This is a genomic window from Luteolibacter flavescens (assembly GCF_025950085.1).
In the GTDB taxonomy this organism is placed as follows: Bacteria; Verrucomicrobiota; Verrucomicrobiia; order Verrucomicrobiales; family Akkermansiaceae; genus Haloferula; species Haloferula flavescens.
The window spans coordinates 126568-144468 of the sequence record NZ_JAPDDS010000012.1; the positions used below are offsets into that span (position 1 = coordinate 126568).

Consider the following 17901-nt stretch of genomic DNA (forward strand, 5'->3'; position numbering starts at 1 on the left):
AAGCTAAACCTCTTGGCCCCATATGGACGTATCCTAAGTCGCAGATTCTCCGTCGGCGTTTTTTTCCCGTCGTCCCCGCTCCCGCTCCCGAATGAAAATCCCAGCATTCTTCCGCTGTGTCGCGCTGCTGTGCGCCGCAGTGCTACCCCTCGCCGCCCAGCAGCGTGGCCTCACCTCCCGCCCGGATGTGGAGGCCTACTATGACGGCACCTTTCCCACCACGGCACCCGCCGTGCCCGGTGACTGGTCCACGGTCATCGCTTTCCCCAATCTGATTTTCCAGAACCCCGTCGGCCTCACCGCCATCCCGGGAACGAACCAGATCATCGTGTGGGAGCGCGATGGGAAGATCTGGTCCTTTCCCAATGACCCGGCGACCACGGAGAAGACGCTCGTCATCGACCTGTCGGCGAATACCCAGGGCTGGGACGACTCCGGGATGCTCGGCCTGGCCCTGCATCCGGACTTCCAGAACAACCGCCAGATGTGGATCTGGTACAACTGGCGCGGCGGCATCACCGGGGCGAGCGGGGACATGGGCCCGGTGCTCGGCAACGCCAACACCCGTCCGCCGACCTCGACGCCGACCCGCAACCGCCTCTCGCGCTTCGTTCTCGATGCGAACTACCAGACGACGCAGTCGGGCGAATACGTCGTGATCGACCAGCAGGACGCGAGCGTCTGGCACAATGGTGGCGGCATGTTCTTCCACCCGGAAAACGGCTTCCTCTACATCACGAATGGCGACGACCAGAACTCCGGGCTGAATACCCAGCGGATCGACCGCGCGCTCTTCTCCTGCGTCATCCGCATCGACGTGGACCTGCGCGGCGGGACCATCAGCCATGCTCCGACGAAGCGCCCGCTGAACGAGGTGAGCCCCACCTGGCCCCGCTACTATGTGCCGAATGATAACCCCTTCGTCGGCCAACCGACCGCGCTGGAGGAAATCTACGCCCTCGGCCTGCGCAGCCCGCACCGCATGACCATCGACCCGGTCACCGGGCGCATTTTCATCGGTGACGTGGGCGCGAGTTCGCGCGAGGAGATCAGCGTCATCGAGCCGAACGACCCTCCCGGCCTCAATTTCCAATGGGACCGGATCGAGGGGAAGAATGGCAACCTGACCGGCACGTATATCGGCACCAGCAAGCCGCCCATCATCGACTACGCGCACGCGGCCGGTGACGGCAGTTGCGTGGTCGGCGGGTATGTATACCGCGGCACCGAGTTCCCCGAGCTCTACGGGAAATACATCTTTGGCGACAACATGAGCGGCATCATCTGGTACCTGGATGAGTCCGTCACGCCTGCGGTGAAGGTGAGGCTGGCGACACTGCCGGACGGTCCGGGACCGAACTCCGGGAATGACTACCGCGGTCTCGGCTCCTTCGGCGTGGATGCGAATGGCGAGCTTTTCATCTGCCGCCTCAGCAGCGTGGAGGGCCGCATTTACAAGCTCCAGCGCGGAGGTCCGCCCCCGGGATCGCCGCTGCCTGCGACGCTCGGTGCCACCGGGCTCTTCAGCAATCTCGCCTCACTCACGCCGGACTCGCGGCTGATCCCTTACCAGCTCAATGCGCCCTTCTGGTCCGACAATGCGATCAAGTCCCGCTTCGTCGCGATCCCGAATGGATCGACCGTCGGATTCTCGCCGACCGGTCAGTGGAACTTTCCCTCCGGCACCGTGCTCGTGAAGCACTTCGACCTGCCCGTCAGCGATATCGATCCGAATGCCAAGCGCCGGCTCGAGACGCGCGTCATCGTGAAGCAGGATGACGGCGAGGTCTATGGCGCGACCTACAAATGGCGTGCCGACCAGAGCGATGCGGATTTACTCGATGGCGCGCTCACCGAAAATGTCTCCATTGCCACCGCGCCGGTCGGTAGCTTCACCAGCCAGGACATCGGGAATCCGACGTTGCCGGGATCGACCGTGCGGGATGGGAACCAGATCACGATCACCGCGGGAGGCACCGATATCTGGGGGAACAGCGATCAATTCCACTTCGCCCACCAGCAGCGCACGGGTGACTTTGATGTCTCCGTGCGCATCGAGAGCGTGGTGCAGTCGGACCTCTACACGAAGACGGGCCTGATGGTGCGCGATTCGCTCGCAGCAAATGCCCGCCACGTGATGGCGCTTGTTTTCCCCAGCAATGCCGCGCGCAACAACAACACCGGCGGCTATGAATTCCAGTATCGCGCGACAACGGGTGGGGGAGCCACCGCTCTCTATCCTGCCGCGCCGCAACCGCTGGTGAACTACCCGAATACGTGGCTGCGCATGAAGCGGGAAGGTGACACCTTCATCGCCTACTGGAGCGCGGATGGCTTCACGTGGGCGGAGTATTCGCGGACCACGCTCGATCTGCCGGATCAGCTTTACTTCGGTCTCGCGGTGACCGCCCACACGGGCGCGGCATCGACGGTTGCGAAGTTCCATGTCGATACCCGACGCCAGCCTTGGTACTTCCCGAGCAGGCAGGATTGCATGCGCTGCCACAATCCGCAGGCGGGTGGTATCCTCGGGCCCAGCACGCGGCAATTCAACCGGGCGATGCTGTTCCCGAATGGCGTGACCGACGAGCAGCTTGGCGCGTGGAATCACGTCGGGCTCTTCGACGACGGCCCGGAGGATGAAGAGCTGGCCGCGCTGGAGAAGCTCCATCATCACAATGACACGAGCGCCTCGCTGCTGGACCGGGCGAGGTCGTATCTGGATGCGAACTGCTCCTACTGCCACCAGCCGAATGGCGTGCAGGCGCTGTGGGACGGACGAAGCGAGACGTCATTCCAGAATCAGGGCATCTATTACGGCCCGCTGGTCAGCCAGCTCGGCGATCCGGATGCCCGCGTGGTGGTGCCGAAGAATCTCGCGAGCTCCATGCTTCACCACCGCGTCAGCATCACCGGCGCGAACCAGATGCCGCCGCTGGCGCGCAATCTCGTGGACAAGGATGGCGTGGCGATGCTCGAGGCATGGATCGCCTCGCTGCCGGAGGAGACTGTCTTGCCGCCTGCCGTGCTCGTCGCCACCGCAGTGTCGAATACGCAGGTCGATCTTTCCTGGCAGGATCTCTCCGAGAACGAGGCCGGCTTCTCGATCGAACGCTCGCTGGATGGCGTGAACTTCACCTCGCTCGCCATCGTCGGGCCGGGCATCACCGGCTACAGCGACATCACCGCGGAGCCCTTCCAGGTGAACTCTTACCGGGTGATGGCATTCGGCGAGTATGTTTACTCCACTCCATCGAATATCGCCTCGGCCACCGCGAATGTCGGACCGCCTGCGCCGGAGATTCATCTCACGGGAAATGGTGTGGCGATCTCTAACAACGACCTCGTGCCCGATGCTGCGGATGGCACGGACTTCGGCGTCTTCACGCCCGGCTCCGGGAACGTGACCCGCACCTTCACGATCCGGAATCTGGGAAATCTGCCGCTTAGTCTCACGGGAAATCCGCGCGTGAGGATCGAGGGTCCGGATGCCGCTTCCTTCACCGTCGTTTCCCAGCCTCCGGCAAGTCTCGACGGTCCCGGCAGCTTTGATGTCCAGATCCTGTTCGCTCCGCAGGGCTATGGCAGCCGCAGTGCGACGGTGGTCATCGCCTCCGACGATGCCAGCGAACCGGTGACCACTTTCGCGATCCAGGGCGTCGCGCTCGATGACGGCATCGTCGCCTGGTGGCGTCTCGACGAGGGGAGCGGGGGCATGGCGATGGATGCCACCGGCTTCGGGCGGAATGGCACGCTGACCGAGCCGCTGCCACAGTGGCAGGAGACCGGGAAGATCGGCGGATCGCTGCGCTTCACCGGCGAGTTCAACCAGAGCGTGATGGTGGAGAATCATCCCTCGCTGAACCCGACGACCGCCATCACCATCTCCGCCTGGGTGAATGCTGCCGACTGGACGAGCAATCGCCGCGTGCTGCAGAAGGGAAACACCGACTCGCAGTATCGGCTGCTGGTGGAAGCGGGCGAGCTCGTCTGGGACATCGCGAATGTGGGCCGCCTGGAAACCACGCTGCCACCGGTGAACCAGTGGGTGCATGTCGCCGCCACCTACGATGGCGCCCGCATGCGCGCCTTCATCAATGGCGTGCGCGTCGGCACCATGAATGCGACTGGCGCGATCCCGGTGACTGCGGACCCGCTTTATCTCGGAACGAAGATTCCCACGGCGATCGCGGGCGATCACTTGAACGGAGCGCTGGACGATGTCCGTCTCTACAATCGCTCGTTGACCGGGTCGGAGATCGGCGCGCTCGCAGGGCTCGGCCTCACGGACGGGCTCGCCGGTTGGTGGAAGTTCGATGAAGCGAACGGCACCGCGGCCTCCGACTCGAGCGGCGCGGGAAACAACGGCACATTGACCGCACCGCTGCCGCAGTGGCAGGCCACGGGCGGGCGTCTCGCCGGGGCCTTGCGCTTCAGCGGGGAGGTGGGACAGAGCGTGACGGTCCCAAATGCGACATCGCTCAATCCCACCGCGGGCGTCTCGGTCAGCGCGTGGGTGAATGCGGTGGCTTGGAACGGGAACAACCGCATCCTTCAGAAGGGGAGCAACGACAACCAGTATCGCCTCATGGCGGAGTTCGGCGAGTTCGCCTGGGACATCTCCGGGGTCGGCCGTGTCGTCGCGCCGCTGCCACCGGCCAACCAATGGGTCCACATCGCCGCGACGTATGACGGCAACCGCATGGTGATCTATTACGATGGCGTGGAAGTGGCCATGGGTGCCGCGACCGCTGCCGTGCCGGTGACGAACAACGCGCTGCATCTCGGCACGAAGACCGCCGCCTCCGGTGCGGTGAATCACCTGAATGGCATGCTGGACCAGGTGCGGCTCTACCGCCGCGGTCTGAGCGCTGCCGAGGTCGCGCAACTCGCGCTGGAGGGCAATACCGTCTCGATCGCTGCGAGCGATGCCACCGCGCGGAAGGGCACCGGGGACACCGGGCTCTTCACCGTGACCCGCACGGGGCCCACGGCGGCGGCGCTGGATATCCCGCTGCTCCAGTCCGGCACCGCGATGGGCGGGCTGGATTTCACGCTGAATCCGGTGCTCTCCGGTTTTGCAATTCCTGCGGGCCAGAGCTCGGCGAACTTGCTCGTGCAGCCGGTGGACTCCACCTCGGTCACGGGGCCGGTGATTCTCACGCTGTCACTCGGCGAGGTGCCCGGTTATTTGCCGGGAAGTGCCAGCGCCTCGGTGACGATCCAGGACTCGCCGGTGAACGACTGGAAGATCTCGGCATTCGGCGGGCTCGCTGGAGCGCAGGGGGCCGATGCGTCCGATGATGCGGATGCGGACGGCGATGGCCTCACCACGCTGATGGAAGCAGCTCTCGGAGGCAGCCCCTCGGCATCCGACACGGGACGCCTCCCGGTGGAGGAGATCGAGCTTGTCGATGGCCAGCTCTTCCTGACCTCCACCTACGTGCGTCCACGGCCCGCGCTGGCCAGCATCTCCTATGTCCATCGTAGTTCGCTCGATCTGACGCAGTGGGATGCCGCCGTGATGGTTGCCGGCTATCCTGTGGACAATGGCAACGGCACCGAAACCGTGAAGACCCGCACCGCCGTCCCGATCGGCGGCCAGCCAAAGCAATTCCTGCGGCTGGAGATCACGCGGCCGTGAGAATGTGCTCCCGTTGATTAGGCTCTGGGAGCGCGGGATTTATCCCGCTTCACTGGACTGGGGAGCCTGCCAACTAAAGCGTCTTGAATCCCGCGCGTCGAAGTAACACGAGGCCATACCGATGCTTGAAAGCATCTAACGAGAGGATGGGTTTGTCGCGGGTGGGGGAGGTTCGATGCGTTTCGTCGGGCCTCCAAAATCTGCGCCACTCTGGTCTAACGACGACGGGGATTTCAGACGCTTGGCTTCCATCTCTTTCCAAACCGGATGATCCTCCCGGATCGTGGATGGTGCGCGCCTGAATTTTGCAAGCGATGCATGGAACATCGCACCCCCGACGATCGGCGGCTCGTCCACGGCAAAAGGGATACTGCATTGGAACTCCAACTCGTAGCGGCCGAGGTCGGACGTGGGGATGCTGAATATAATGGGAAATTCCTCAACTTCCGAGACTGAGGAACCGAGCTCGACTGTGAGGCCTTTGAACTCTTGGGACCGCTCGCCACGCAGGGTGATGTCGACAGCGGTCACGCGACCGGGAAATGCATTGCTGAAATGCGAGAGGAACTTAGCAGGGTTCAGGATGATTCGATATTCGGTGAAGCCACTCTTGGGGTCGTTGAAGGCTTGAACCGATGTGAAGCCGCGGGCTTCATCGAATTGGTCTAGCGGAATCGAAGGGTTGATGGCGCTTGCAACCGGAATCGCGAAGAGCGCTGCCAGAAGAAGTAGAAAGGTGGGGCATGTCATGGAGGAGGGACGATGATGGTTCCTCCGGAAAACCCGGTGCGGTCGTTATCCGTCTCCGCTTCCTTGCGACGGTCTGCGGCATTATTGCCCATTCGCTATATTTACGGCTTCACCACCAGCGTGTTCGACACGTCATTGCCGAAGTCCTCGAAACCATCGAGCTGCCAGACGACCTTCTTCGTCTTGGGCTCGATCTCGATGAGGATCGGTTGGCCGGGGCCGGCGTGGCAGTTGCCGATCACGTAGTTGCCATTCGGCAGCACCTGGATGGTCGTCACCCAGGCCAGCGTGATGCCGGGCAGGTCCTTTTGCTCGATCTTCCAGACGATCTCCTTTTCCGGTGTCACCTCCAGCACCGAGTGGCCGTTGCCGGTGGTCAGCAGGGTATTGCCATTCTTCAGGCGCACCGCGCCAAAGGTGCAGTTGCCGAAGCCCTCGGGGCCGTGGCCGCCCTTCGCTTCCTTGCCAAACATCGGCACGGGGAAATCCCACACCAGCTTGCCGTCCGCATCATACTCGCGCACGGCACCGTCGCCCTCTTGGCAGACGAGATAGTGGCCGTTGTCCAGCTTGCGCGCGAGCCGGGTGTCGCGGTGGGCGTCCGGGTGATCGCGCTTCAGGGTGATTTCCTTCAGCAGCTTGCCCTCGCGATCCACCTCGATGATGCGGCCCACACCGCTCTCGGCGATCATCAGGTGGCCGTCCTTCAGCGGTTGGAAGGCGTGGACCTCGAGGCGCTTGCCCTCGTTGCCGTTGGACTTCGTGGAATCATAGCTCCACACGACCTTCTTCTCCGCGGGGTCGATGGCGCAGACCTCGCGCATGTCCTTCTGGACGTAGATCTTCCCGTCATCGCCGCGATGCAGGTCGTGGATGCTGCCCCACGGCATCTCCCAGGCGATTTTCCCGTCGCTCCAGAGGGTGAGCTTGCCCTTCCCCTGGAGGAGGACATCGCGGGCATCGGCGGCGGAGGCGAGCAGCAGGAGGGCGAGTGCGGAGCGGACGATCATGGTTTGGGCGGAGTGGGGCTTTTGGAAAAGAAAGTCGGACTCAAACGCGGTTGCCAAATCAAATCTTGCGCCCGATGACGCTGCCCCAGACCCGTTAGACCCTGTTCCTTGACGGACTCGCGGGGTACGCTTATTTAAGAGACCTAAACCATCTGACGAAACCTCATGCAATTGCTGAAACTCCTTCCTCTCGCGACGCTTGCCGCCATCGCCCTGTCCTCGTCCGCCTCTGCCGCCCCCGGTAACAAGGTGCTCGACCGCCGCTTCGCCAAGGCGGACCTGAACAATGACGGCTGGATCGATGCGACCGAGATCCTTTCCCTCCAGAAGCGCAGCAAGTCGTGGGTGGACACGATGTACCGCTTTCAACTCGCGGACGTGGATGACAATGGCCTGCTCTCGATCACCGAATTCCGCGCGTCGAAGGGCGTGAAGGAAGGTGGCCGCCTGAATGGCATCCAGAAATTCGTCCTCGCCGACATCGACAAGGACGGCTTCCTCGACCCCGAGGAGTACGCCCGCACGCTCCCGCAGAATCGTCCGTGGAAGAAGGTGCTGCGCGACTTCGGTCGCAAGGACAAGAATGACGACTCGCTGGTGAGCCCGCAGGAATTCGGCATCCGCGGCTGGGTACTCTGATTCTTGATTTCAGCCGGGCCGGCCAAAGCGTCGGTCCAGCTCTTCACGGCGGAAGCGGAAGATGCCTTCCAGCTTCCGCCGGACGAAGAGCCCGTGGGCGATCTCGCCCAGCGGGCCGAAGGGTAGGGCGTAGTGGACCAGATCGGTCATTTTCACGCCGCCCTCTACCGCTTCGAAGGTGTGGCGGTGGTGCCAGAATCTGTAGGGACCGAAGCGCTGCTCATCGATGAAGCTGCGCCTGTCCTCCACTGCCTTGATCTCGGTGACCCACGTCATCCACAGGAGCGGCAGGGCCTTCACGCGATACTCGATGATCTGGCCCTCGTGCATGGTATCCGAGGGGCAATGGATGATCCGGAAGCCGAGGTCGGGCGGCGTCATCGCCTCCAGATTCCGCGGTGAGGAGAAAAAGGACCACGCTTCGTCCAGGGAAAGCGGGAGGGTCTGTTCCTGATACAGGGAGTGGAGCATCGGCGGACCAGAGTCGCACCGGAGATGCCGGGTGCAATAGGGCTTCTCGATTCACTTCCTTCGCTGCCGATTCCAATGGTCCAGAGGACCTCTGGGGCTCAGCCATTCACCGACCTGTCGCCTAGGAAGTACGCGCCCGCTTGGCCCAGGATTGACCGGAGATTGGAGGCGATGAGGTTGCCGATACGGCCCGCTGCTTTGAACGAGTCCGGCGTTGGGCCTTCCGAAATCACAAGTTCGATTTTGGTCTCCGCGGTGTTGTGCACCAGCTTCGCCTGCAAATCCGCAGTGTTCCGGAGCACCAGGCCACTGAAGCCTGCTCCCCCTATCAAGCCTTCATAGTCGATCAGCGTGTAGGTGCCCGCCGTGATCCCGTCCTTCCCAGCAATTTCGATAAAGTGGGTATCCACTGCGGTCTCGCCAACCCGGAGACCGCCGATCTCGCTCACGGTGATCGGGGCGACACCCTCTGCGTCTATCCGGAATGAGGACACCTTGCCTCCCGCCAACTCGACCGAAGGGACCGCGCTGTGCTCCCCGGAGTGCAGGGAATCCAGGATCGCCGGCGGCAATTCCGTGCCCGCATCGGCCCGGGCGCTTGCCTCACCGCTCATGATCGCCAAAGCCGCGGCGAAAGGGTCATTGGCCTCTGGTAGCGATGAGGGATCTGCCACTGCCACAGTCGCGGTGGCAGGGGTACCACTCGGCGGCATTTCCTGGTCGCTGGGATCGGCGTAGGCGGTCAGTCCCGCAATAGCTGCCCAGCAGGTCGTCAAAGCTGTGATCTTTCTCATTTGGTTGATTGTTCGGACCTTGGGCTTGGCATCCCATTGCAGGTCTGGTGCCACGCACCGCCAAATTTTCAGGAAATTTCAGGGAAATGGCATAAAGCGGGTATCGCAGAGGCTGAGGGGAACACGCTTCGCCCTTGGCGATCTCCCGTCTCGGCCTACTTTCCCCGCCGACATGTCCTCGCCCAAATTGTTCAGCCCCGGCCCGATCGACGTTTCGCCCGAGACCTTCGCGGCGATGTCCCGCACCATGATCGGCCACCGCGGCTCCGAGTTCGAAGCCCTCTACGCCTCGCTCCAGCCCGGCCTGCAGGCCATCTTTGGCACCTCCCGTCCGGTCTTCGTCTCCACCTCCTCCGCCTGGGGCGTGATGGAAGGCGCGCTGCGGAATCTGGTCCGCCAAAAGGTCCTCTGCCTGTGCTGCGGTGCCTTCTCGGACAAGTGGCTGGATGTCGCGAAGAAGCTGGGCTACGAGGCGGACTCCGTGCAGGTCGAGTGGGGCCAGCAGATCGACCCCGAGGCTGTCCGCGCGAAGCTCTCCGAGGGCGGCTACGACACCGTCACGCTCATCCACAGCGAGACCTCCACCGGCGTGCTGAATGACCTCTCCGCCATCTCGAAGGTGGTGAAGTCCTTCCCGGATACCATGCTCATCGTGGACACCGTTTCCTCGCTCTCCACCGTGCCCGTGGACATGGATGCGAATCGCATCGATGTGATGCTCGCCGGCGTCCAGAAGGCGCTCGCGCTGCCGCCCGGCCTCTGCGTCTTCGCCGTCTCCGAGGCGGGCATGGAGCGTGCGAAGGCCACGCCAAACCGTGGCTACTACTTCGATTTCATCCAGTTCGCCAAAAACGCCGCGGCGAACAACACGCCGTCCACCCCGGCGATCTCCATCCTCTACGGGCTCCAGTACATCCTCGGCGAGATCGACAAGGAAGGCTTGGCCGCCCGCTTCGAGCGCCATGCGAAGACTAATGCGATGATCCACGCGTGGGCTGCCAAGCGCGGATTCGAGCACTTCGCGCCGGAGGGCTACCGCTCCACCGCTCTGACCTGCTTCAAGACGCCTGAGGGCTTCGATCTCTCCGCCTTCATCAAGACGCTGAAGACGAAGCACAACTTCCTCATCAACGGCGGCTACGGCAAGATCAAGGGCACCACCTTCCGCATCTCCAACATGGGCAACGAAACCGAAGCCACCATGCAGGAGCTCATCGATGCGATGGAGGACGTGCTCGGCTGAGCCACCTCGACATCATCCAGATTCCGGGGAAGGGGGGCAGCGATGCCCTCCTTCTCTTATTTCCCGGGGACCCGCACATGGCGAGGTCTCGACATCTTCAGGTGATCCCTGCTAGCCATGGTATCACCGCGCCGGTCATGTCCGAGAATCCGTACCAGGCCCCGGCCAGCAGCCTGCTGGAGCTTTCACCGACGACCGTTCCGGTATCAGAGGCGGAGCTTCGTCGCCTGCTCCGCATTGCCCAGTCCCAGCGGTGGGTGCTGCTCTGCTCTCTCACGCAGGCAGTGCTTTATTTCATCAGCTCCACGGTTCCGTGGGCATCCGTGGAGTTCATATGGGTGACTGTCCTGATCGTGTCACTTTGCTGCATCGTCCAACTCGTCAATCGCCTTCGGGGATGGGTGGCTGCACTCATTGTCGGGTTGTTCGCCACGATACCGGGGGTGGGCATGGTGGTTCTATTCACGGCGGGCGCGTCGGCAGCTTGGGTGCTTCGGCGGTCCGGCTTCAGGATCGGTTGGCTCGGAGTGAGCCCGCGCGAGATCAAGGATGCCATCGATGCTCAACTGCATGCGCCTTTTCCAGCGTCCACCGTCCCTGCGCCATGATTTCCCTGAGATCTCCCGGCCGGCTTTTTCCTGTCGCCTTGGTCTGCGTCGCTACCCCGCATCAGCACCGGCTGATTACGGTGAAGTGAGAGGGGACTTCGATTCGTCGGAGATGGCCGCGATGCGGTCCTCGATGTCATCAAGCGTGCCGTAAATATCGGCATTGTCGCTGACCACGAGAGCAGCGGGTTCCAGCGGAACGGGTAAATGGGTGATACCTTTGAGAAACTGGATCATCCGACCCGTGTCTCGGAACAGCGCGTCTTCCCGACAATAGACGACGATTAGCTGATGCCCATGTCGCGTCGCAACCCTGCCACGGAGGAAGCCACCGTATTCGGGTTTGTCCTTCAGGATGTGGGCATGTCCCTTCGGATAGTTGCGGATATGAGCATCCTTGGCATCGAAGAGACGACCGTCCGGATAGATCCAGAAGACAAAATCCGGATCGGTGTGGGTGAATTCCTTCAAGGATGCGCGACGACCTCTCACACCCTCTGCGAGGAAGTCGAAGCGCGCCGCCGCCTCTTCCCTAGATACTGACCCACTGGTGATCATCCTGAACGGTTTTCCCTCGAGGATCACTCGTAAGGCAAGCAATCAGCATCGCGGGAATCGTCCGGGAGATCGTCCGCCAAGGCGGTGGCCCCTCGCAATACAAAGACATCCCGAATTGGGACCGGCAGATTACGGTGAAGTGAGAGGGGGCTACGTCAGGCCGCTGGCCCCGCGAAAGTTTTCCGCAGGTGGAAATGCGTCCTTCCCGGTGGGAAGCCGGGTAGCTCGGCGAAGACTTCGTATCCGTGCGCTTGGTAAAATCCGCGAGCTTGGAAATCGAAGGTGCCCAGCCACGAGCCGATACAGCCGCGGCTGATCGCCAGTTCTTCCGCTGCGAGCAGGAGCTGCCGGCCCAGTCCATTGCCCCGTTGGCTTTCGGCAACCCAGAGACCGTCGATCATCAGCCAGCGCCACATGGTCGCGCCATAGACCCCGCCGATGACTTCTCCGGATTCGTCCTCCAGTGCCAGCGTTACCGGTTCCCAATCCCGTGGACCCACGTCCTCGGGATCGGCTCCTCGAATGCCTTTTCGAACGAGGGCGGATAGGGCCGAAGCATCTTTCGGGGAAGTCAGGCGGTGAGAACTCACGGGCAAGGTATGGCAGAAGGGCTGCTTAATGGCGAGGTTTAGCGCAAACGTTTGCTCGGAATGTGAAAAACTTCGGCGATTGTGATAAGCTTTAAGCGATAGAATAAAGCAAAATTATTAACAATTTATTCACAAGTTATGAACATGATTTGTTGCTTTTGTGGAAGTGCTTAATTTGCTTTAAGCGGAATTTATTCACAGCAAATTTGGTTCGATCTCATTCCTCTGCCGAGGTTGTCGATCGTTCGTTCGATTTCGTGATTGAATCAAAAGTTTGGATGTTGCCGGCCGGAGCAGTGCGCTTGAGGCGGCAGTCCGAGTGTTTCCGGAAGACGTGGGGGGATGACTCCTTGCCGGAAACAGCCCCCGCAGCCAATGGAACAGAATGACACACTGGCCCTAAACCTGAATCGGGTTGCGAGCGTTACTTGTGACGATGAAATCGATCCTTCTCCTGCTTGCCATGGCACTGCCCGCATTTTCCGCCCCGAACCAGCTCACGCCCGAAGAGAAGCGTGAGGGCTTCAAGCTCCTCTTTGACGGCAAGACCCTGAAGGGCTGGCGCACGTACAAAGAGAAGGCTCCGAAAGACCAGTGGAAGGTCGAGGACGGTGCCCTCGTGCTGACCTCCGGTGGCGGTGGCGACCTCATCACCGACGACGAGTTCGCCGACTTCGACTTCCGCTGCGAGTGGAAGATCGCGAAGCAGGGCAACTCCGGGATCATGTGGCGCTCCACCGAGGAGCACCAGTATCCTTGGGTCAGCGGCCCGGAATACCAGATCCTCGACTCCTTCAAGCAGGACGGCCACAAGTACAAGCACGAGACCGACAAAGGCAACGTGGCCGGTGGCTTCTACGACATCATCCCGGGCAAGGAAGAATGGTCCAAGCCGGTCGGCGAGTGGAACGAGACCCGCATCGTCATCAAGGGCAGCAAGGTCACCCTCTACCTCAATGGCAACGTGACCGCCGACGTGGACACCACCTCGGACGAGTTCAAGGCGATGCTCGACAAGTCCAAGTTCAAGGGCTGGCAGCACTTCAACAAGGCCCCGAAGGGCCACATCGTGTTCCAGGACCACGGCGACAAGGTCGAGTTCCGCTCGATCCGCATCAAGAAGCTGTAACGCGGCGACTTGAGTCCGATGATCGTTGATCAGCGGGCGATTTGCTTTTAGTCAAAAGGCTCGGCACGAGGAGTGCCGGGCCTTTTTGTTTGTCTCTTCGTAGCTGGACGACTTCGTCGTTCGGGTTGGGGGCGGACCGCATAGGAAATCGGAGCGGCGATTTTGTGAGAGGCCTCGCCCCGCCGGAAGGACGAAGTCCTTCCGCTACGAGAGTTTCGCCACGAGAGCTTTCGCTACCACGCACCCCCTCATCCTTCGAAGTCCTTCGGATTCTTCGAGATCAGGAAGGCCGTCACTTCCGCGACTTGTTTCGGAGTGAGCATCTGGCCCCAAGCCTGCATCTTCGCTCCATTGTGACCGGGTGAGTCTACCGGCGTTCCCTTGTTGATGATGTTGAAGACGTCCATCGGCTTCGCGCCATATTTCCACTCGCCATCGGTGAGCGGCAGGCCGGGCAGGGGGATCTTGTTCCCGCCGACGTCCATCATGCCGCTCAGGTCGGCGGCATGGCAGGCCACGCAATTGATGGAAAAGGTCGCCTCACCCGCGGCGACGATCACCGGATCGGTGGACCACTTTGAGATCAGGGTGGCATCGTCGAGCGAGGCCAGCGTGGCGGCGAGTTCCGCGTCTTTCTTCTCCTGCAGGGCGGTGACCTGCGAAACGATCTTCTGCTGGTCGGTCTGAAAGACCTCCGTGTGGTAGTAGAGCGTCCAGTGGATCACGAACCACGCGATGCCGCCGTAGAAGGTGAAGAGCCACCAGTTCGGCAGTTTTTGGTCAAACTCCTGGATGCCGTCATACTCGTGCTCTCGCAGGATGACTTCGCCTTTCTCCCTGGCGTAGGTGCCGCGTTTGATCTCGTCGGAATTCATGGATCGGAAGGTTTGTCGGAATCTTGCAGGGGAAGGTCGGCCATGCGCTTCTGCTCGTCCGGCTTCAGGCGGATGGCCCGCAGCGTGGTGACGAGGAAGACGGTGAAGAGGACGCCGAAGGCGACCATCGGGACGAGGTTCGCCCATTCATCGAGGATGATGCGCTTGAACATGGCGGCTCAGGGATTGGCAGACGTTTCGCCGCGGCGGAGTGCCTCGGTTTTCTCGGAGATGTTGCGGAAGCTGTCGGGATCGAGTGGGACGGCGGCGGGTGCGCCTTCCTTCGTGATCTCGCGGTAGGTGCCGAGCTTTTGGACGTAGGCGATGAGAGCGACGACGCGGCTTTCCGAGAAATGGCGGACCAGTGCCTCGGTGCTCTCGCCCTTAATCGGCTCGTAGCCGACCGGCGAGCTGCCTTCGAAGAGCGAGCGGGCGATCGCCATGCCTTGTTCACGGGCCTGCTGGTCGATCTCGTCCTTCGTCCAGGCGGGGAAGGGGACACCGAGCTGGCGTTGCACGGCGATCTTCGCGGGCAGCGACTTGAAGTCCGTCTTCTGCTCGTAGAGCCACGGGTAGGCGGGCATGTTCGAGTCCTCGTTTGCCCAGCGCGGATTCATGAAGTGGAACCAATGCCACTTGTTGTCGCGCTTCCCGGAGCGGACGTGATCCGAGCCTTGGACAAAGCCGCCACCCTCGCGCGCGAGGTCCGGCCCGGTTCGCTTCGATCCCCACTGGTAGGGGTGGTCGTAGAGCGACTCGCCGAGGTGGGAGAAGTCATCCTTCACCCCGGCACGACCGTAGCGCATCACATCCGGCATCAGCGTGCGGATCATCTGCGAGTGGCAATTGTAGCAGCCCTCGGCCACGTAGATGTCGCGGCCTGCCAGCTCCAGCGGCGTGTAGATCTCCTGAAGGCGGCCCTCGATGTTCTTCTCGCGGTTCACCAGCAGCGAGGGGACGATCTGGACACCGCCACCGATGGCCACGGCGATGAAGGTGAGCAGGGTGAAGGGCAGGTAATTCCGCAGCAGGCTCTCATGCCACTGGTCCCAGGCATTGCCGCGTGTCTTGAAGACGCGGATCGCCTTCACCACCAGGATCACGGTCAGCAGCAGTGCGGCCTTGTCCGCATGAGGCGGCAGGAAGAACCACAGGATCATCATCGCGAGTGCGGCCACGCAGTAGGCCACGGGGTCATTGGCGAGCGCGTCGCCGAGGCGCATGCGGTCGTGCGCTTTCTCCGGCACGGCGACTTCCACGGTGTCGTCGCTGGCCTTGCCCGAGCGGGCGGTCATGAAGATATTCCACGCGCAGAGGAAGAAGCCGATGAGGTAGAGCGTGCCGCCGACCGAGCGGAGGATGTAGGGGAGCTGGATCGCCTTCAGCGTCTCGACGAATTCATACTTCAGCGTGGTGCCGCCCTCGGCCACCTCGCCAAGCATCAGCCCCTGCGTGATGCCCGCCGTCCACATCGCCGTCACGTAGAGCAGGATGCCCACGAGCCCGATCCAGAAGTGCATGTTCGCCATGCCCGTGGACCACAGCTTCGTCTTCCACAAGCGCGGGGCCAGCCAGTAGAACATGCCCGCGGCCATGAAGCCATTCCAGCCGAGCGCCCCGGAGTGCACGTGGCCGATGCCCCAGTCCGTGTAGTGCGAGAGGGCATTCACCGCGCGGATCGAGAGCAGCGGGCCCTCGAAGGTGGCCATGCCGTAGAAGGTGATGCCCGCGGCGAAGAACTTGATCACCGGGTCCGTCCGCAGCTTCGCCCAGGCACCGCGCAGGGTGAGCAGGCCATTCAACATGCCGCCCCACGATGGTGCCCACAGCATGAGCGAGAAGAGCATGCCGAGCATCTGCAGCCACCGTGGCAGCGAGGTATTCAGCAGGTGGTGGGGACCGGCCCAGATGTAGATGAAGACCAGCGACCAGAAGTGGACGATGGAGAGCCGGTAGCTATACACCGGCCGGTTTGCCGCCTTCGGCAGGAAATAGTACATGATCCCCAGGATCGGAGTCGTGAGGAAGAAGGCCACGGCATTGTGCCCGTACCACCACTGCACCAGCCCGTCCTGCAACCCGCCGAAGACGGGGTAGGAGTGCAGCAGCGACGTGGGGATCGAGAGGTGATTGACGATGTAGAGCATCGCCACGGTGACGATGGTCGCGATGTAGAACCACAGCGCCACGTAGAGGCTGGGCTCATTGCGCTTCGCCAGCGTCCAGAAGAAGTTGACCGCAAAGACCACCCAGACCAGCGCCACCGCGATATTGATCGGCCAGATCAGCTCGGCGTACTCCTTTCCCCGCGTGAGGCCCGCGGGGAGGGTGATGGCAGCCGCCACGATGATGAGCTGCCAGCCCCACATGTGGATCTTCGAAAGGAGGTCCGAGGCCGTGCGCGCCTTGCACAATCTCTGGGTGGAATAGTAGATGCCCGCGAAGGCCATGTTTCCCACGAAGGCGAAGATCACCGCATTCGTATGCAGCGGGCGCAGCCGGCCAAAGGTGATGTACTGCAGGCCATCGCCCTTGAAGAGCCCGCCGGTCACGGCCTCCAGGAACTTGCCATTCATCTGCCACCAGGAGAGCTGGGTGGCGCAGATCACCCCGACGAGCATGCCCACGATGCCCCACACGATGGAGGCGATCATGAACTGCCGCACCGTGCGGTCGTCGTAGGTGATGGTGGTCGTCTTGGCTGTGGCGGTGTTCATTTCGAGATGGGGGTGTCGTCGTCCAGGGGCAGCAAGGAGTCGCGCTCGGGCGACGAACGGCGCGAGCGGCGGAATTCGCCGGCGAAGCAGAAGATGAAGGTCCCCGCGAGGCACGAGCTCACGAGGATGGTGAGGGCGATGACGTTCATGGCATCGCGGCCAGTGAAGCCTGACCGCCGGATGCCGTCGCCGCGCCGCTTGCCGGACAATGCGCGGATTCTCTCAAATGGAATCCGTCAGACGGTATCCGCCATCTCGCGCGTGGTGATCCACTCGAGATACGTGTCGCCGATGATCGACGGCAGGGACCGGTCGCTGAAAAGCTCCGGCCGCAGGATCAGGTGGAAGCCCTTGCCATCCGCAGGCGCAGGCCCCAGGGAGACGCGGAAGACATTGCTGATATCCGCGCACGCCTCCACGGCCAGCGGGCCATCCAGCACCGCGTGGCCCTTTCGCGCCAGCGCGCCCAGCACCTTTCGCCGGCCGCACGGGCTATTCGCCGGGCAATTCTTGCACCCCTCGCCGAGACCCAGCAGGCTCCGCTGCGGCGGTGTCTCGGAGATGATCTGGATCAGCTCGGGCGCAAATGCCGTCCAATTCCCACCCGCATCATCGTCGAATTCATTCAAATACCGCGCGATCGCCGGAGCGAGCCCGGACGGCAGATGGGGGAAGCCATGGAGCACCACGCCCGGAGCAGCAGCCCGGGGGGCGAGGAACCAACGGTGGAAGGCGGGTAGATTGCTGGCGAGCATGACCCGAAAACGTGGGGATTAGCCGGAGCCGGTGCTCCGCATCTCTTTCTCTAGAGTATGCGCATCCTCTGAAATCCACTGAGGGAAAGCAAGTCGGGAGATGACGCGGACCGCGGGA

Annotated in this window: 16 protein-coding genes; 5 read left to right on the forward strand and 11 right to left on the reverse strand. The window is 62.3% G+C overall.

Annotated elements, in window-relative coordinates:
* The first annotated feature begins 91 nt into the window (after nucleotides 1–91).
* Nucleotides 92–5644, forward strand: a complete 5553-nt coding sequence (locus tag OKA04_RS19010; RefSeq protein WP_264502789.1) for a LamG-like jellyroll fold domain-containing protein — start codon at nucleotides 92–94, stop codon at nucleotides 5642–5644.
* A 135-nt stretch (nucleotides 5645–5779) separates the two neighbouring features.
* Here OKA04_RS19010 and OKA04_RS19015 read toward each other — a convergent pair whose 3' ends face one another.
* Both OKA04_RS19015 and OKA04_RS19020 read right to left on the reverse strand, forming a co-directional pair.
* The gene (locus OKA04_RS19015; RefSeq protein ID WP_264502790.1) at nucleotides 5780–6394 is read right to left on the reverse strand and encodes a hypothetical protein; all 615 of its coding nucleotides are present in this window, start codon (nucleotides 6392–6394) and stop codon (nucleotides 5780–5782) included.
* Nucleotides 6395–6495: 101 nt separating this feature from the next.
* Nucleotides 6496–7404, reverse strand: a complete 909-nt coding sequence (locus OKA04_RS19020; RefSeq protein WP_264502791.1) for an outer membrane protein assembly factor BamB family protein — start codon at nucleotides 7402–7404, stop codon at nucleotides 6496–6498.
* A 165-nt stretch (nucleotides 7405–7569) separates the two neighbouring features.
* On the opposite strand from OKA04_RS19020, the gene OKA04_RS19025 reads away from it, so the two are divergent.
* Nucleotides 7570–8043: an EF-hand domain-containing protein gene (locus tag OKA04_RS19025; RefSeq protein WP_264502792.1), complete on the forward strand. Its 474-nt coding sequence runs from the start codon at nucleotides 7570–7572 to the stop codon at nucleotides 8041–8043.
* Nucleotides 8044–8052: 9 nt separating this feature from the next.
* Here OKA04_RS19025 and OKA04_RS19030 read toward each other — a convergent pair whose 3' ends face one another.
* Nucleotides 8053–8514: an SRPBCC family protein gene (locus OKA04_RS19030; RefSeq protein WP_264502793.1), complete on the reverse strand. Its 462-nt coding sequence runs from the start codon at nucleotides 8512–8514 to the stop codon at nucleotides 8053–8055.
* 98 nt (nucleotides 8515–8612) lie between these two features.
* Nucleotides 8613–9308 (reverse strand): hypothetical protein, encoded by a 696-nt coding sequence (locus OKA04_RS19035; protein WP_264502794.1) that lies wholly within the window; start codon nucleotides 9306–9308, stop codon nucleotides 8613–8615.
* Nucleotides 9309–9480: 172 nt separating this feature from the next.
* On the opposite strand from OKA04_RS19035, the gene OKA04_RS19040 reads away from it, so the two are divergent.
* Nucleotides 9481–10551, forward strand: coding sequence for a pyridoxal-phosphate-dependent aminotransferase family protein (locus tag OKA04_RS19040; protein WP_264502795.1), 1071 nt, complete (start codon nucleotides 9481–9483; stop codon nucleotides 10549–10551).
* Between the two features lie 137 nt (nucleotides 10552–10688).
* Nucleotides 10689–11159 (forward strand): hypothetical protein, encoded by a 471-nt coding sequence (locus OKA04_RS19045; RefSeq protein WP_264502796.1) that lies wholly within the window; start codon nucleotides 10689–10691, stop codon nucleotides 11157–11159.
* Between the two features lie 75 nt (nucleotides 11160–11234).
* Here the strand turns inward: OKA04_RS19045 and OKA04_RS19050 are convergent, their stop codons facing one another.
* Together OKA04_RS19050 and OKA04_RS19055 are read right to left on the reverse strand one after the other, a co-directional pair.
* Nucleotides 11235–11744, reverse strand: coding sequence for a hypothetical protein (locus OKA04_RS19050; RefSeq protein ID WP_264502797.1), 510 nt, complete (start codon nucleotides 11742–11744; stop codon nucleotides 11235–11237).
* 128 nt (nucleotides 11745–11872) lie between these two features.
* Nucleotides 11873–12217 carry a GNAT family N-acetyltransferase gene (locus OKA04_RS19055; protein ID WP_264502798.1) on the reverse strand — a complete coding sequence of 115 codons (345 nt, stop codon included), beginning with the start codon at nucleotides 12215–12217 and terminating at the stop codon, nucleotides 11873–11875.
* Nucleotides 12218–12743: 526 nt separating this feature from the next.
* Between OKA04_RS19055 and OKA04_RS19060 the strand changes: the two genes are divergently transcribed.
* Nucleotides 12744–13436 (forward strand): 3-keto-disaccharide hydrolase, encoded by a 693-nt coding sequence (locus tag OKA04_RS19060; protein WP_264502799.1) that lies wholly within the window; start codon nucleotides 12744–12746, stop codon nucleotides 13434–13436.
* A 248-nt stretch (nucleotides 13437–13684) separates the two neighbouring features.
* Here the strand turns inward: OKA04_RS19060 and OKA04_RS19065 are convergent, their stop codons facing one another.
* From OKA04_RS19065 to OKA04_RS19085, 5 genes are all read right to left on the reverse strand, one after another.
* Nucleotides 13685–14311 (reverse strand): cbb3-type cytochrome c oxidase N-terminal domain-containing protein, encoded by a 627-nt coding sequence (locus OKA04_RS19065; protein WP_264502800.1) that lies wholly within the window; start codon nucleotides 14309–14311, stop codon nucleotides 13685–13687.
* A complete protein-coding gene (locus OKA04_RS19070; RefSeq protein ID WP_264502801.1) occupies nucleotides 14308–14484 on the reverse strand; it encodes a hypothetical protein in 177 nt (58 codons plus the stop codon). The genes OKA04_RS19065 and OKA04_RS19070 overlap by 4 nt, the downstream gene beginning before the upstream one ends.
* Before the next feature lie 6 nt (nucleotides 14485–14490).
* Entirely contained in the window at nucleotides 14491–17028 is a 2538-nt protein-coding gene (gene ccoN, locus OKA04_RS19075) for a cytochrome-c oxidase, cbb3-type subunit I (protein ID WP_264502802.1), read from the reverse strand.
* The gene (locus tag OKA04_RS19080) at nucleotides 17025–17177 is read right to left on the reverse strand and encodes a hypothetical protein (RefSeq protein ID WP_264502803.1); all 153 of its coding nucleotides are present in this window, start codon (nucleotides 17175–17177) and stop codon (nucleotides 17025–17027) included. The genes ccoN and OKA04_RS19080 overlap by 4 nt, the downstream gene beginning before the upstream one ends.
* 87 nt (nucleotides 17178–17264) lie before the next feature.
* On the reverse strand, nucleotides 17265–17783 hold the full coding sequence (locus OKA04_RS19085) for a hypothetical protein (RefSeq protein WP_264502804.1): 519 nt from the start codon (nucleotides 17781–17783) through the stop codon (nucleotides 17265–17267).
* Nucleotides 17784–17901 lie beyond the last annotated feature (118 nt).